The organism is Saccharopolyspora sp. NPDC003752 (assembly GCF_053605825.1).
The window spans coordinates 26196-40685 of sequence record NZ_JBSGJZ010000007.1 but is presented as its reverse complement, the minus strand read 5'-3'; the positions used below and the strand labels follow the sequence as shown (position 1 = coordinate 40685).

Below are 14490 nucleotides of genomic sequence, written 5' to 3'. Positions count from 1 at the left end.
GGTGGGTTCAGCCCTTGATGGCACCGGCTGTCAGGCCGGCGACGATGCGCTTCTGGAAGATCAGGACCACGACCAGCAGAGGGATGGTGACCAGCACCGAGGCCGCGCTGATGGTGCCGATCGGCTGCTCGAACTCGTTGGTGCCGGCGAAGAACGCGATGGCGACCGGGACGGTCCGCGCCGCCGGGGTGGAGGTGAGCGTGACGGCGAGCAGGAACTCGTTCCACACCGAGATGAACACCAGGATCGCCGTGGTGGCCAGGCCCGGTACCGCCAGCGGGAGGATGATCTTGCGGAACGCCTGGAACGGCGTGGCCCCGTCGATCAGCGCCGATTCCTCCAGTTCGAACGGGATTTCGCGGAAGAACGAGGTGAGCACGAAGATCGCCATCGGCAGCGCGAAGGTGAGCTTCGGGATGATCAGCCCGGCCAGCGTGTCGTAGAGGCCGATGTCGCTCCAGATCTTGAACATCGGCGCGGCGATCGCGATGACCGGGAACGTGGTGACGGACAGGACTAGGCCCAGGATCAGGCCCTTGCGCGGCAGCTTCAGCCGCGCCAGCGCGTACGCGGCGAACGATGCGAACAGCAGCGCCAGCGCCGTGGTGACGACGCCGACCAGCACCGAATTCCCCAGCGCGGTCAGGAAGTTGCCGTTGTGGATGACGTCGAGGTAGTTCTGCAGCGACGGATCGGTGGGGTAGAGGCTGCCCGAGGACAGGTCGGCGCCGGTCTTCAGCGACGTGTTGATCAGCCAGTAGAACGGTACCAGCGAGCCCAGCATGACCAGCGCGACGAACACCATCGTCACCGGCCGCAACCGGTTCCGGTCCGCCCGCCCGCGCTGCCGGGGCGCGGCCCGCGGTGGGGCGGGTTTCGGGGTTTCGAGGACCATCGTCATCAGCTCTCCCTGGAGACGTCGCGGATGTTGCCCCCGGCGAAGCGGATGTACACCAGTGACACCACCATCACGGTGCAGAAGGTCAGGATGGACAGCGCCGAGCCCTGCCCGATCAGCCTGCCCTCGCGGAGTTCCTGGTAGGCGAGCATGGACATCGTCTGCGTCCCGTTGGCGCCCTTGGTGAGCACGAACGGCAGGTCGAAGATCCGCAGTGCGTCCAGCAGCCGGAAGATCGCGGCGAGCGCGATCGCCGGGCGCAGCAGCGGCAGCGTGACGTGCCAGAACGTCTGCCACCGGCCGGCGCCGTCGAGGTCGGCGGCCTCGTAGACGTCGGCGGGGATGACCTGCAGGCCCGCCAGCACGAGCAGCGCCACGAACGGCGCGGTCTTCCAGACGTCGGCGACGATGATCACCGCCATGGCGTAGCCCGGCTCCGCCAGCCACACCATGTCGCCGCCGGGCAGCCCCAGCCCGCGCAGGATCCCGGTCACCAGGCCGAGGTTCGACTCGAACATGGCCTGCCAGGTGATGGCGCTGACCACGGTGAGCACGGCGTAGGGGATGAGCAGCGTGGAGCGGAGCAGGCCCCGGCCGCGGAACGCCATGTTGAGCAGCAGCGCCATCGCGACCCCGAGCACCACCTCCAGGCCCACCGAGACGATCGCGAACAGGAACGTCTGCCCGAAGGCGTGCCACCAGGCCGGGGAGACCAGCGCCTCCAGGTAGTTGCCCAGGCCGACGAACTTCGACAGACCCGCCTGCCGCACGCTGTAGACGTTCAGCGAGAGCCAGATCGCGTAGCCGATCGGGACCGCCGCCACCAGGAACATGACGACCAGCGCGGGCGCGACCATCAGCACGGCGGTGCGCCGCTGCTGGTGGTCGACGCGCTGCTTCTTCGGCTTCGTCAAGGTGGTCATGACACCTCATCTGTTTTACAAGCGGCGGTAGCCGCTTGCGGTGTGGGACTCAGCTGGCACCGCCGCGGGTTCTCAGGCGTCTTCTCGCGAGGACAGCCCCGACGTGGTGAATTGGCATTCATGATGTCGGGGATCCCACAGCGAGAAGGCGACGGTAATTCCCGCAGGGGGGCCGCTACCTGCACCGCTATGCAAACCACTGTTGAAATGCTTTCTAGAAGGTTTCCTGGGCGGTCTTGATGTCCGCGGCCATCTTCTGCACGGCGGTCTCCACGTCGACCTGCCCGGCCAGCACCGGGTAGACGTTGCTGTTGATGGCCTTCGAGATCTGCGCGTACACCGGCGACTTCGGCCGCGGCTTGGCGCTGATCACGGACTGCTTCAGCTGCGTGATGAACGGGAGCGCGGCCTGCACCTCGGGGTCGTCGTAGGTGCTCGCCACGACGGGCGCCTGGGCGTGCTTGAGGGCCATCGTCTTCTGGAACTCCGGGCCGGTGGCGTGGTCGATGAACGCCACGGCCCCGCCGACGTTGTCGGAGGCGGCGGCGATGGCCCAGTTCCAGCCGCCCAGCACGGCCGACGGCTTGCTGTTCTCGTCGAACGCGGGCAGCGGCGCGACGGCGGTGGCCGGCCCGGAGGCGGTCTGCTGGATCAGCTTGTACGCGCTGGGCCACTGGCGGAGGTGGCCGGCGGAGCCGGATTCGTAGGCGCGCCGCGAGGCGTCCTCGTCGTAGGTCAGCGAGGCGCGGTCGACGGCGCCGGATTTCACGCCGTCGGCCATCAGGTTCAGCACCGCGCGGGTCTGCGGCGAGTCGATGGTGATGGCGCCGTTCTCGTCGAGCACGGAACCGCCCGCGGAGTACAGCATTTCGAGGAAGTTCACGGTGAGGCCCTCGTACTGCTTGGCCTGGATCTCGACCTTGTTCTGCGGGTCCTGCTTCGCCTGCTCGTACACCTGCTTCCAGCTGGTCGGCGGCGGCACCCGGTCGTTGCGGTAGAACACCAGGCCCGCGTTGGTGTAGAACGGCGTGGCCCAGTAGCGGTCCGCGTAGCGCGAGGTTTCCAATGTGGACGGGATGAAGCCGTCCTTGCGCTGTTCGACCAGCTTGGTCTGGTCCTGCACCCAGCCCTGCGCGGCCCACTCGCTGACCCAGGTGACGTCCATCAGGTAGACGTCGCACTCGGACGAGCCGCCTTCGAGGCGCTGGATGGCCTGCGCCCGCGCGGCGTCGGTGTCCTGGCCGAGCTCGACGTAGCGGGCGGTGACGCCGGTTCCCTTGGCGTTGAAGGAATCCGTCAGCGTCTTGAACACCCCGGTGTCCCGGATGCCGCAGGCGGTCACCTCGCCCGCGGCGCCCTGCGCGGCGGCCGGTTCGACGACCTTCGCGTCGGGCGCCTGCTCGGCGGTCGGGCCGACGGGCGATCCGCCCGCGCAGCCCGCGAGCGCGAGCGCGGTGGTCACGGCGATTGCTTGGGACGCGGCGCTTCTCAGCCTCATCGATGATCATCTCCGCTTCGCGGTTCGGGACATCGGGATCGCGCGTCGGCGTCCCGGTTCCGGGGCAGAACTGCGGCGTGAGACGGCTCAAATAGTTAGCCGCGCGGATGCGGCGTGTCAAGCATCAGCCGATGGATCCCGTCCGGCGACAGCACGTCCTCGATCGCGGCCACGACCGCGCCCGCGAGCCCGGCGGAGCGTCCCAGCGCGCTGTTGACCAGCGACAGGTTCCGGGTGGCCAGCGGCAGTGCGCGCCGGTAGACGACGCTGCGGATGCCGGCGAGCATGTCGTCGCCGGCGGCGGTGATGAGTCCACCGAGGACGATCCGCTTCGGGTTGTAGAAGTGCACCAGCATCGCCACCACCTCGCCGATCGTCGCGGCCGCGGAGCGGACCTGGCGCACGGCCGTCGCATCGCCGTCGCTCAACAGCCGCGCGAGGTCCTCGGTGCTCTGCGGGCCGCCTTCCTCGGTGCGCAGCGCCCGGATCACGGCCTCGGCCGACGCGACGGCCTCCACGCAGCCGACGTTGCCGCACTGGCAGACCACGTCGTCCGCGCCGGGCACCCGGATGTGCCCGATGTCGCCCGCCGCGCCGTCGGAGCCCCGGTGCAGCTCCCCGCCGGCGGACACGATGCCGCCGCCGATACCGGTGCCGATCTTCAGGAACAGCAGGGGAGATTCCTCCGGCGGGAGCGCGCGGGCCTCGCCGAGGGCCATCAGGTTCACGTCGTTGTCCACCGACGCCGTGCAGGCGAACCGCTCGGCCATCGCGTCGCCGACCGGGAAGCCGTCCCAGCCGGGCATGATCGGCGGCCGCACCGGCATGCCCAGCCGCGGATCGACCGGCCCCGGCAGGCCCATCACCAGCGCTTTCACCTCGTCCCGCGCGACCTCGCAGTCGCCCAGCAGGTCGTGCAGGTGCTTGGTGAGCACGTCCAGCGAATGCTCCGGGCCGTCGGCGATGTCGAGCGCCACCTGCCGCTCGGCGAGCACGTCCTGACCCAGATCGGCGACCGCCAGCCGGGTGCTGTGCACGCCGACGTCGGCGGCCAGCACGACGCCGGCGCGCGGCGCGATCGCCAGCCGGTGCGCGGGCCGCCCGCGCCCGCCGCTGCCCACCGGGCCGCGTTCGACGACCACGCCGGCCGCGATCAACGCGTCGAGGTGGCTGTTGACCGTGGACCGCGCGAGCCCGGTGGCGCGCACCAGCTCGACCCGCGTTTCCGCCGCTCCCGACGCGATCAGCCGGGCCAGCCCGCTGTGCACCAGGTTGCCGTCGGCCCGCCCGGACGTCCTCGGCACCGCCAACCGGACCGGTTCCCACCCCATCGTCACTGCTCCCGTCGTGCCATGCGTTCGATTAATGACCGAAAAGAAAATAAATCACAGATCTTGCCGACTTAAAACGGGCGATCTAGTTTTGACCGCGACGAAATTCGGGCGTGAGACACCCGTAGTTGTCAACAGTTCCAACCGAAGGAGGCTCCTCGTGAGCCCTGCACCTTCCGGGCGAGGCGTGGCGATCCTGGGCGCCGGGATGATCGGCGACGTGCACCGCCGCGCGGCGATCCTCGCGGGCGCCGAGGTGGTCGGCGTCCTGGCGTCGTCGCCGCAGCGTTCGAAGCAGGTGGCGGCGGGCTGGGGCGTGGCGGCGTACCAGGACCTCGCCGAGGTGCTGGCCGACGACCGCGTCGAGGTGGTCCACGTCTGCACGCCGAACGCCACGCACGCGCCGTTCGCGGAAGCCGCCCTGCGCGTCGGGAAGCACGTGATCTGCGAGAAGCCACTGGGAATTTCGACGGCGGAGGCCGAGCGGATGACCGCCGCGGCGGCGGGTAGCGGCCTGGTGGCGTCGGTTCCGTTCGTCTACCGCTACCACCCGGTGGTGCGGGAGATCCGCGCCCGGCGGCAGGCCGGCGAGTTCGGCGCCTGGAACCTGCTGCACGGCAGCTACCTGCAGGACTGGATGCTCTCGCCGGACGCGTCGAGCTGGCGGGTCGATCCGGGGCTCGGCGGGCCGTCGCGGGCGTTCGCCGACATCGGGTCGCACTGGTGCGACCTGGTCCAGTGGGTTTCCGGCGAGACGTTCACGGACGTGCTCGCCGAACTGTCCATTGTGGTCCCGACCCGTCCGGCGGCGGCCGGGCCGACCTTCGCCGGGCCCACCGATGTCGCGGGCGACCGGGTCGAGGTCCGCACCGAGGATTCGGCCGCACTGCTGCTGCGCACCGCCGCCGGCGTGCTCGGCTCGGCGACGATCTCGCAGGTCGCCGCGGGCCGGAAGAACCGGCTGTGGTTCGAGCTGGACGGCGCGCTGGGCAGCGCGGTGTTCGACCAGGAGGAGCCCGAGCGGATCTGGCTCGGCGGCACCGACGGCAACCGCATCCTGGTCCGCGACCCCGAGCACGGTTCGCCCGAGCAGCGCCGGTTGTCGAAACTGCCCGCCGGGCACGCGCAGGGGTACGCGCAGTGCTTCGAAGCATTCGTCGCGGACACCTACGCCGCGATCGACGGCGGCAGCCCGGAGGGGCTGCCCACGTTCGAGGACGGCCTGCGATCGGCCCGGCTGGTCGACGCCGTCCTCCGCTCCGCCCACAACCGTTCCTGGACGAAGGTGTGATCATGCAGCTCGGAATGCTCACCGCGTGTCTTCCACAGTGGACGCTGGACCGGATCGCCGGCTGGGCCGCGCAGGCCGGGTACGAGGCCCTGGAAGTCGCCGTCTGGCCGGGCACCGGCGGCCGCGACTTCGAGGCCGCGCACCTGCCGGTGGCCGACTTCGGCCCGCGCGAGGTCGACGAGACCCTCGCGCTGTTCGACAAGCACGGCCTGGCGCTGTCGGCGTTCGCCTACTACGAGAACAACCTCCACCCGGACCCGGCGCGGCGCGAGGAGATCCGCACGCACCTCAAGCACGCGATCGACGCGGCGCAGGCGCTCGGCGTGCCCTACGTCGGCACGTTCGTGGGCCGCGACTGGACGAAGCCGGTGGCCGACAACCTCGCCGAAGCGGAACGGGTGCTGCCGGAACTCGTCGAGTACGCGGGCGAGCGGGACGTGAAGATCATCGTCGAGAACTGCGTGATGGAGGGCTGGCACCCGGACGGCTATCCCGGGAACCTGGCGTACTCGCCGGAGCTGTGGGAGTGGATGTTCGGCCTCGGCCTGTACCTGAACTGGGACCCGTCGCACCTGACGTGGATCGGCATCGACCCGGTCGAGACCATCGCGCCCTACATCGACCGCATCGTGCACGCCCAGGCCAAGGACGTGGAGCTGGACCCGGCGGCGCGGCAGCGCTACGGCGTCTTCGGCAAGGTCGACAAGGGCGGCAACCCCTGGGACATGGGCTGGTGGCGCTACCGCGTGCCGGGCCTGGGCCAGGTCGACTGGCCGCGCGTCGTGGACCGCCTCTACGAGCACGGCTTCACGGGCACGCTGTCGGTGGAGCACGAGGACCCGGTGTGGGGCGGCGACGACGAGCGCATCACCCAGGGCCTGAACATCGCGCACCGGACCCTGCGCCCGCTGATCGTCGGCTGAGCCGGAGGTGGCCTTGCTTTCCGTGCAGCTCTACAGCGTCCGCGAACAACTGGCGGCCGACCGGCACGCGACCCTGGCGCGGCTGGCCGAGATCGGCTTCCGCTACGTCGAGCCGTTCGGCCTCGGCTCCCCGGAGAAGCCGCCGGCCGATCGCCTGGCCGAGGCCCGCGCCCTGCGCGCCGCCCTCGACGCGGCGGGCCTGGTGGTGTCGGCGGTGCACGCCGGGCTGCCCGGCAACGTGGCGGAACTGGTGGAGGAGTGCGCGATCCTGGGCGCCGACACGGCGTTCGTCCCGCATCCGCGCCTGGTCCCGGGCTTCGGCGAGGAGACCTTCGCCGACCCGGCCCGGGTCGACGCCCTCGCCGGAGTCCTGACCGCGGCCGCCGAGTCGGTCTCGGCCGATCTGCGCCTGGGCTACCACAACCACTGGTTCGAATGGGCCGAACTCCCGGACGGCGCCACGGGATTCGACCGCTTCTGGTCCCGCGCGGGCGACGGCGTCCTCGCGGAACTCGACGTCTACTGGGCGGTCGCGGCGGGTGCCGATCCGGCGTCGGTCCTGGCGTCCCTGGGCTCCCGGGCGGTCGCAGTCCACCTCAAGGACGGCCCGGCCCTGCCCGGAGCGCCTCAGACGCCGATCGGCACGGGTGCGGTCGACATTGCTGAAGCGCTCCGGGGTGCATCGGGAATCCGTTGGCACGTGGCCGAAATCGACTCCACCGAACAGGATCCGTTCGAGCTCCTCGCCACCAACGCCAACATCCTGGTGAACGAGGGCCATTCCCGCTGGGCCTAGTGGCTCGTCCCGGAGCATCGGCGGGCGATCGGTTGAGCGGGCAAGCTCGGTGATGTCTTCGGCGACCCTGCCGTAGCGGTGCTCGACGGTCCCCGGCGTGCCGAGGTGTGCCGCCGCAGTTGCTAAGCCGAGGTGCCGGCGTCGACTGCTTCTTGAACGTTTCGCGGGCTGTCGACCTGTCGGGACCGCACCAACAAGCACGAGACGGCGCCGACCGCGATCACGGTGATGGGCAGTACCAGCGTCGGCCGCATCGCGTGGACGACCCCGTGCTCGAACACAGATGCCGCCGCCTGCTGGATGTCGTGGGCGAGGCTCGTCGGCATTCCCGGCGGCGGCTGGAACGCCGCGCCGGCCTGCCCGGCGCCGACCTCCAGACCGCCCTTGGCGGCGTTGTCGAAACCAGCCACGAACTGGTCGCGGACGCTCGCCGGAAGGCCGGCGGCCTGCTTGGCCGCTTCGTCCTGAAGCGAGGCGGCCAAGCGGTTCTGCAGCACAGCGCCGACCGCGGCGCTGCCGATGACCGTGCCGATCTGCCGGATCGTGTTCAGCACGCCAGAGGCGGCCCCGGCCATCTTGGGCTCCACGTCGTACATCGCGACTGTGACCATCGGGCCGAACACGCACCCAATGCCTACTCCGGCCGTGATCAGGGCCGGTTGGAACTCCCACCACGCGCGGCCGACATCGGTGACCCAGGTGAGCCAGGCCATTCCGGCCGCGAACAGGGTCAGGCCGCTCATCAGGATGTACTTGCCGCCGATCCGATCCGCCATCCGGCCCGCGACCGGCGACAGGGCCGCCGACACCACCATCGCCGGCGCCATCACCAGACCGGCCTTGAGCGCGCTGAAGTTCAGCACCGACTGCAGGTAGATCATCACCGGCAGGAACAGGCCGAGCATCCCGACCTGGACTGTCGCGGACACGAAGCTCATCACCGCGAAGTTCCGGTCGTGGAAGAGCGCGAAGGGCAGCAGCGGTTCGCGGTGCTGCCGGATGCCCTGGTGGATCAGGAACACCACCAGCAGCAGCACGGCCCCGCCGAGCAGCGCCCAGATCCCGGCGTTCCAGTCGTACCGCTCACCTTCGGTGAGCGCGAAGGTCAGGCACACCAGCGTTGTTGCGGCGAGCACGACGCCCAGGACGTCCAGCCTGCGTCGGGCGCCGTGCCGGACATCGGGCACGAGCGTGACGGCCATCGCGAGCACGACCGCGCCGATCGGGACGTTGACGAAGAAGATCCATTGCCAGCCGACCGTGCTGACCAAGAGTCCGCCGAGTGTGGGCCCGGCGATCGTGGCCACGCCCGCGACCGCGCCCCAGACGCCGAGCGCCGTGCCCCGGCGCTCGGCCGGGAAAGTGGCGATGATGATCGTCATCGTCTGCGGTATCAGCGCCGCCGCGCCCAGGCCCTGCAGGGCCCGGGCGGCGATGAGCTGGACCGGATCCTGCGACAGGCCGCACAGCACGGACGCCACCGTGAACAGCGCGACGCCCACGACGAACATGGTGCGTGGCCCGCGCACATCCCCCAGCCGACCGAATGTGATCAGCAATGCGGCGAGGGCGAGGATGTAGATGTTGATGACCCACAACACCTCGTCCAGCGACGCGTGCAGGTCATTGATCATGCTGGGGATGGCGACGTTGACGGCCGTCAGATCCAGCAGCGTCAGGAAGAATCCCAGGCTGAGCGTCAGCAGTACCGCCCAGGGATTGCCGCGCCATCGACTCATTCGAATCCCACCATTTGCTCCTCGAGAGGGGCCTGCAGGCTCCACAGCCGCCCGTCCGGATCCCGGACGGTCATCTCTCGGGTCCCGTAGTGGGTGTCCTCGAACGGGGTGACCACCTCGACGGCAGGATCGGGACTGAACCGGTCCGCATCGTGCACCCTCAGCGCGACCTGCACCCCGGGCTCCCGGTCCTCGGGGATCTCCGCAACGACGAGATACGGCCCCTCCCCGTTGCGGAACACGCCGGATCCATCGCCGGTGGAGATCTCCAGTTCGAAACCCAGTGCCTGGAAGAACTTCGCGGCCTTCCCCCAGTTGCGGGTCTCCAGGAACACCGCCTCGATCCCTTCGGTCGCCATGTCATGACTCCTTTTCGGAAGTGTGCTGTCGCTGCTCGTGGGCGTCGTCGAGGTAGGCGCGCAGCGCGTCGGCGACCAGCGCCGACAAGGACATGCCTTCCTCGATCGCGTGATGCTTGACCTGCCTGATCAGCTCCACCGGCAGGTACACGTTGAACTGCTTGACCTCCGCATCACCCATGAAGCGATGCTAGCATGCTAGCAAGCTACTGAGCTAGCCATCTGGAAGAGGGTTGCACATGTCTGTTTTTGCGGCGGGCTCGCACGCCCCGGTTGTCGTCCGGGCCGGCGATGCCGAGCATTTGCCCGAAATCGGTCACCACCTACTGGCTGACGCCAGTGCCACCAACGGTGCGCTCAGCGCTCACCGCATCCAGCTCGCCCGCGGTGCCGACGGCGCGGTCCCGCATCGGCACAACCACTCGTCCGAACTGTTCTTCGTCGTCGACGGAAGGCTCGAGGTGCTCGTGGGCTCGGAGATCATCACCGCTGGCTCGGGTGACTTCCTGGTCGTCCCGCCGTGCTGTGATCACGCCTTCCGCGCCGACCCGAACAGCACCGCCGACGCCCTGATCGCGATCACCCCTGGCGTCGAACGGTTCGACTACCTTCGGCAGGTCGCCCGGATCCGCCGGGGCGAAGCCGACCGCGACAGCCTGCTCACCGAGCAAAACCGCTACGACACCCATTTCGTCACCAGCACTGCCTGGTGATCTTGCACGCCATCAGAGCGGCGTAGTGGTCCTCGCGAGGCTTGGTAGTGCCATCCCGGCAGAGCACCGTGGTCAAACGTTGTTCCCATGTTGCGGCGACACGTGCGGGCTTGGCGCCGGCTGCCAGCGCCAAGCCCGCAACAACTCACGACGCGTCGTCGGCGATTCGCCGCAGCAGTCCGGCGACGAGTGCGACCCGGTCCGGGATGTCGTCGACGATCACGTGCTCGTGCAGGGCGTGCGCGCCGTCGCCGCTGGCGCCGAGCCCGTCGAGCACCGGAAGACCAAGTGCGGAAACGAAGTTCGCGTCGCTGCCGCCTCCGACGCTGATCGGTTCGAGCGGCGCGCGCACGGACGCGGCGACCTCGTCGGCGAGGCCGAACAGCCGCCTGCTCTCCGGGCTGAGCCGCATGGGCGGGCGGCTCCACTTCCCGTCGACCTCCACCCGCACCCGCGGGTCGCCGGCGCGGAGCCCGGCGAAGACCGCGTCGATCCGGTCGGCCTCGGCCTCGTCGCTGATCCGGATGTCGACGAGGCAACTGGCCCTGCCCGCGATGACGTTGCGGGCGGTGCCGCCGCTCATCGTGCCGACGTTGATCGTGGTGCCGCGCTCGTGGTCGGCTTCGCCGGCGAGCCGGTGGATGATCTCGGCGAGCGCGTGGACCGCGCTCGCGCCGCCGGTGGCGTTGTTCCCGGAGTGGGCCTCCACGCCGTGCGCGGTGACGGTGAAGATCCCGACACCCTTGCGCTCCGCCTTGACGTCCCAGCCGACGCCCGGTTCCAGCACCAGCGTCGCCGAGCAGTCCGGCGCCGCGCGTTCGATGTGGGGGCGGGACATCGGGCTGCCGAGTTCTTCGTCGCCGTTGAACATGAACCGCACGGTCGGGCACGGCAGATCGAAAGCGCGCAGCGCCAGCAGCGCCCAGACCCCGGTGACGAGGCCGGTTTTCATGTCGTAGACGCCCGGCCCGGTCGCCGTCCCGTCCTCCCGCACGGCGAACGGCCACCCGTCCACGGTTCCCGCGGGCCAGACGGTGTCGTAGTGGCCGATCATGAGCACGGGCGCTTCGGTGGAGCCGGCGTAGGTCACCTCCAGCAGGTCACCGTGCTCGGCGTGTTCGTGCCGAGTTAGCCGGGACGGTGCGCCGAGCCGGTCCCGCAGCCACGTCGTGATCGAATCGGCTGTCTCGTCCAGCAACGCTTTCTCGCTGCTCGGCGACTCGTGGTGCACCAGCATCGACACATCGCCGAGCAGCTCGTCCAGCCTGTCTCGGCACCACGCGGACAACGGCTTCGCGGACAAATCGTGCGCCTTCCTGCGTTGGGGGTGGTTCATCGGACGGGAACGCCGGGGCCGAGCGGGATGCCGAGCGCGTACCAGGCCAGGAACATCAGGACCCAGACGCACAGGTTGACGAGCGCCAGCGGCAGCACGAGCGACATCAGGGTGCCGATCCCGGCGGACGGGCGGTAGCGGCGGATGAATCCGAGCGCGATGACGAAGTACGGGCTCATCGGCGTGAGGCTGTTGGTCGGCGCGTCGGCGACGCGGAACAGCGCCTGGGTGGTCTCCGGGTGGATGTCCAGCAGCATCAGCATCGGCACCAGCACCGGGGCGACCAGCGCCCACATCGCCGAGCCGCTGGTGAGCAGCAGGTTCAGCGCGCTGATCAGCAGCACCGCGCTCACGAAGATCACCACGGGCGGCGCGTCGATCGAGTCCAGCACGCCCGCGCCGGAGATCGCGATGACCTGGCCGATGTTGGTCCACTTGAAGTACGCGAGGAACTGCGAGACCGCGAAGAACAGCACCAGCACCGGGACCAGTTCGCGCAGCCCCTGACCCATCAGCTCCGGGAAGTCCTTGGCCGAGCTGATGGTCTTCACCGCCAGGCCGTAGACGGTGCCGATGACCATGAAGAACAGCATCATGATCACCGCGACGTTCTCCATCAGCGGGGAGTCCACGATGGAGCCGCCCTCGCCGCGCAGCGGCGAGCCGCTCGGCAGCACGGCGAGCACCACCGCGGCGAGGAAGAGCGCCGCGGCGATCAGCGCCCGCCGCACCCCGGTGCGCTCGGCGGCGGACAGGGACATGTCGGGCAGCTCGTCGACACCGGTCAGCTCCGGCTCGACGGCGTTCATCGCGGCGACCCGGCGGGCGACGACGAGCTCGGTCACCACGGTGATCGAGACCGCCAGCAGCAGCGAGGACGCCGCCGAGAAGTAGTAGTTGGACACCGGGGTGACCAGGTAGTCCGGGTCGATGGTGTGCGCGGCCGACGTGGTGAGGCCGGCGAAGACCGCGTCCGACGCCTCGATCACCGGGCTGATGCTGCTGGCCCCGCCGACGGCGACGTAGGCCACGACCGCGCCGATGATCGGGCTGCGGCCCACGGCCCGGAACACGATCATGCCGAGCGGGATCATCACCACGAACGCGGCATCCGAGGCCAGGTGGGCGAACATCGAGGTCAGCGCGACGGAGAAGGTGACCAGTCCGGCGGGCACCTTGGCCAGCGCGGCCCGCATCATCGCCGCCAGCAGCCCGGTCTTGTCCGCGATGGCCACGCCGAGCATGACCACCACGATCATCCCGAGCGGCGGGAAGTTCACGAAGTTCTTGATCAGGTCGCCGAGCATCATCTGGACCCCGGCGCCGGAGACGAGGCTCTTGACCCCGACCTCCTTGCCGTCCACCGGGGAGATCGCGGAGACGCCGAGCGCGGCCAGCAGCCAGCTCGCCAGCACCACCACCGCGCTGAGGATCACGAAGAGCCAGAAGGGATGCGGCAGCTTGTTCCCGACCCGGTCCACCACGTCGAGCACGCGCATCACCAACGACGTCACCGAACGTCGTCGAGTCGTCACCTCGCTCAAGGGCCCCTCCACTTACGTCAGACGGTGATTTGATCCAGCATCCAATATTCATATGCAGACTTGTGTCAAGTAAGCTACGAAAGCGGGATAACCGTTCAACTTGAGGTGAGGTTGTGCAAACACTGGATGACGCGGACCTCGATCTGGTGGCCGCGCTGCAGCTCACGCCCCGGGCGCCGCTGAACGCCGTCGCGGAGATCCTGGGCACCTCGGCGAGCACCGTCGGCCGGCGAATCCAGCGGTTGCAGGAGAGCCGGCTCCTGCGCTTCATCTCGACCGTGCACTGGTCGCTGATCCTCACCGCCAACCCCTACGTGGTGTGGATCAAGTGCGAGCCCGGCACGACCTCCGGTGTCGCGGCAGCGATCCAGGAGGTGTCCGAGGCCCAGTCCGTCGTGATCATCAGTGGTGACGCGGACATCTACTGCACCATCTACCCGCTGGCAGGAACGGACCTGCGCCGCCTGCTGACCCACACCTTGCCCGCCATCCCGGGCATCGCGTCCATCGAGTCGCACCTCGTGCTGCGCACGGCGCGCCAGGCCGTGGCGTGGCACCTGGACCGGCTCACCGGCGAGCAAACCGCTGCGCTGCGAGAGCACGCCGACGCCGACCCCAGCTCCCCACCGGAGAGCGTCGGGCCGCTCGGCGAAGCCGAGTTCAACACGCTGCGCCTGCTCGTCGACGACGGCCGGATCACCGCGGCGCAAGCCGCCCGCGAACTCGGCGTCAGCCGGTCGACCGCGTACCGGCTGATCCAATCGGTGCTGGAAGCAGGCGCCGCCCGCCCCCGGGTGGAGATCGAACCAGCCGTCCTCGGCTTCCCGCTCACGGCGCTGATCACCCTCGATGTCCAGCCACAGCACATCCCCGCGGTGCTGGCAGCGCTGGGCGCGGAGTCGTCCGGACGGTTCACGGTGATGACGGCAGGCCCGGCATCGATCACCCACCACGCGGTGTTCCGCGACGAAGACCACCTGTCCCGGTTCGTCACCGAAGACATCGGCGCGCTACCCGGTATCAACGGCCTGAACATGTCGACGGCGCTCGCGGTCCTGCGCCGCCAGTGGATCAACCGCGACAACGACGTGCTCCTCGGAGACCGAGTGCACGACGTCCTGTCGCGCCCCTGACCGCCG

The 14490-nt window shown here is 69.5% G+C and carries 14 protein-coding genes; 5 read left to right on the top strand and 9 right to left on the bottom strand.

Features of this window, described 5'->3' with window-relative positions:
• Positions 1–7: 7 nt before the first annotated feature.
• The 4 genes from ACWEV3_RS11365 to ACWEV3_RS11350 form a co-directional block, all read right to left on the bottom strand.
• The gene (locus tag ACWEV3_RS11365) at positions 8–805 is read right to left on the bottom strand and encodes a carbohydrate ABC transporter permease (RefSeq protein WP_452613942.1); all 798 of its coding nucleotides are present in this window, start codon (positions 803–805) and stop codon (positions 8–10) included.
• A gap of 95 nt (positions 806–900) precedes the next feature.
• Entirely contained in the window at positions 901–1821 is a 921-nt protein-coding gene (locus ACWEV3_RS11360) for a carbohydrate ABC transporter permease (protein ID WP_452613745.1), read from the bottom strand.
• A gap of 214 nt (positions 1822–2035) precedes the next feature.
• Positions 2036–3319 carry an ABC transporter substrate-binding protein gene (locus ACWEV3_RS11355; RefSeq protein ID WP_452613744.1) on the bottom strand — a complete coding sequence of 428 codons (1284 nt, stop codon included), beginning with the start codon at positions 3317–3319 and terminating at the stop codon, positions 2036–2038.
• A 95-nt stretch (positions 3320–3414) separates the two neighbouring features.
• On the bottom strand, positions 3415–4650 hold the full coding sequence (locus ACWEV3_RS11350; protein ID WP_452613743.1) for an ROK family protein: 1236 nt from the start codon (positions 4648–4650) through the stop codon (positions 3415–3417).
• Between the two features lie 160 nt (positions 4651–4810).
• Between ACWEV3_RS11350 and ACWEV3_RS11345 the strand changes: the two genes are divergently transcribed.
• The 3 genes from ACWEV3_RS11345 to ACWEV3_RS11335 are packed head-to-tail and all read left to right on the top strand — an operon-like array spanning position 4811 to position 7660.
• Complete coding sequence (locus ACWEV3_RS11345) at positions 4811–5941, top strand: Gfo/Idh/MocA family protein (protein WP_452613742.1); 1131 nt, start codon at positions 4811–4813, stop codon at positions 5939–5941.
• A 2-nt stretch (positions 5942–5943) separates the two neighbouring features.
• Positions 5944–6864, top strand: a complete 921-nt coding sequence (locus tag ACWEV3_RS11340; protein WP_452613741.1) for a sugar phosphate isomerase/epimerase family protein — start codon at positions 5944–5946, stop codon at positions 6862–6864.
• A gap of 7 nt (positions 6865–6871) precedes the next feature.
• Positions 6872–7660, top strand: coding sequence for a sugar phosphate isomerase/epimerase family protein (locus tag ACWEV3_RS11335; RefSeq protein ID WP_452613740.1), 789 nt, complete (start codon positions 6872–6874; stop codon positions 7658–7660).
• Positions 7661–7782: 122 nt separating this feature from the next.
• Here the strand turns inward: ACWEV3_RS11335 and ACWEV3_RS11330 are convergent, their stop codons facing one another.
• Genes ACWEV3_RS11330 through ACWEV3_RS11320 form a run of 3 tightly spaced genes read right to left on the bottom strand, consistent with a single transcriptional unit; the run spans position 7783 to position 9939 of the window.
• Positions 7783–9399 carry an MFS transporter gene (locus tag ACWEV3_RS11330; RefSeq protein WP_452613739.1) on the bottom strand — a complete coding sequence of 539 codons (1617 nt, stop codon included), beginning with the start codon at positions 9397–9399 and terminating at the stop codon, positions 7783–7785.
• Positions 9396–9758, bottom strand: coding sequence for a VOC family protein (locus tag ACWEV3_RS11325; RefSeq protein ID WP_452613738.1), 363 nt, complete (start codon positions 9756–9758; stop codon positions 9396–9398). Before ACWEV3_RS11325 ends, ACWEV3_RS11330 begins: the two co-directional genes overlap by 4 nt.
• A 1-nt stretch (position 9759) precedes the next feature.
• Positions 9760–9939 (bottom strand): ribbon-helix-helix domain-containing protein, encoded by a 180-nt coding sequence (locus ACWEV3_RS11320; RefSeq protein ID WP_452613737.1) that lies wholly within the window; start codon positions 9937–9939, stop codon positions 9760–9762.
• A 58-nt stretch (positions 9940–9997) separates the two neighbouring features.
• Here ACWEV3_RS11320 and ACWEV3_RS11315 point away from each other — a divergent pair, with 58 nt between their 5' ends.
• Positions 9998–10471 (top strand): cupin domain-containing protein, encoded by a 474-nt coding sequence (locus ACWEV3_RS11315; protein ID WP_452613736.1) that lies wholly within the window; start codon positions 9998–10000, stop codon positions 10469–10471.
• 145 nt (positions 10472–10616) lie between these two features.
• On the opposite strand, the gene ACWEV3_RS11310 is transcribed toward ACWEV3_RS11315, so the two are convergent.
• Both ACWEV3_RS11310 and ACWEV3_RS11305 read right to left on the bottom strand, forming a co-directional pair.
• Complete coding sequence (locus tag ACWEV3_RS11310; protein WP_452613735.1) at positions 10617–11774, bottom strand: M20 family metallopeptidase; 1158 nt, start codon at positions 11772–11774, stop codon at positions 10617–10619.
• 29 nt (positions 11775–11803) lie between these two features.
• Entirely contained in the window at positions 11804–13306 is a 1503-nt protein-coding gene (locus ACWEV3_RS11305; RefSeq protein ID WP_452613941.1) for an AbgT family transporter, read from the bottom strand.
• Between the two features lie 158 nt (positions 13307–13464).
• Here ACWEV3_RS11305 and ACWEV3_RS11300 point away from each other — a divergent pair, with 158 nt between their 5' ends.
• Positions 13465–14484, top strand: a complete 1020-nt coding sequence (locus ACWEV3_RS11300; protein ID WP_452613734.1) for an Lrp/AsnC family transcriptional regulator — start codon at positions 13465–13467, stop codon at positions 14482–14484.
• The last annotated feature ends 6 nt before the right edge of the window (positions 14485–14490 follow it).

Excerpts from the sequence above, each read along its gene's own strand:
- ACWEV3_RS11320 (WP_452613737.1), bottom strand. The coding sequence starts at position 9,939 with ATGGGTGATGCGGAGGTCAAGCAGTTCAACGTGTACCTGCCGGTGGAG.
- ACWEV3_RS11350 (WP_452613743.1), bottom strand. The coding sequence starts at position 4,650 with ATGGGGTGGGAACCGGTCCGGTTGGCGGTGCCGAGGACGTCCGGGCGG.
- ACWEV3_RS11360 (WP_452613745.1), bottom strand. The coding sequence starts at position 1,821 with ATGACCACCTTGACGAAGCCGAAGAAGCAGCGCGTCGACCACCAGCAG.
- ACWEV3_RS11365 (WP_452613942.1), bottom strand. The coding sequence starts at position 805 with ATGGTGTTCGTCGCGCTGGTCATGCTGGGCTCGCTGGTACCGTTCTAC.
- ACWEV3_RS11330 (WP_452613739.1), bottom strand. The coding sequence starts at position 9,399 with ATGAGTCGATGGCGCGGCAATCCCTGGGCGGTACTGCTGACGCTCAGC.
- ACWEV3_RS11340 (WP_452613741.1), top strand. The coding sequence starts at position 5,944 with ATGCAGCTCGGAATGCTCACCGCGTGTCTTCCACAGTGGACGCTGGAC.
- ACWEV3_RS11315 (WP_452613736.1), top strand. The coding sequence starts at position 9,998 with ATGTCTGTTTTTGCGGCGGGCTCGCACGCCCCGGTTGTCGTCCGGGCC.
- ACWEV3_RS11325 (WP_452613738.1), bottom strand. The coding sequence starts at position 9,758 with ATGGCGACCGAAGGGATCGAGGCGGTGTTCCTGGAGACCCGCAACTGG.
- ACWEV3_RS11305 (WP_452613941.1), bottom strand. The coding sequence starts at position 13,306 with ATGCGCGTGCTCGACGTGGTGGACCGGGTCGGGAACAAGCTGCCGCAT.
- ACWEV3_RS11355 (WP_452613744.1), bottom strand. The coding sequence starts at position 3,319 with ATGAGGCTGAGAAGCGCCGCGTCCCAAGCAATCGCCGTGACCACCGCG.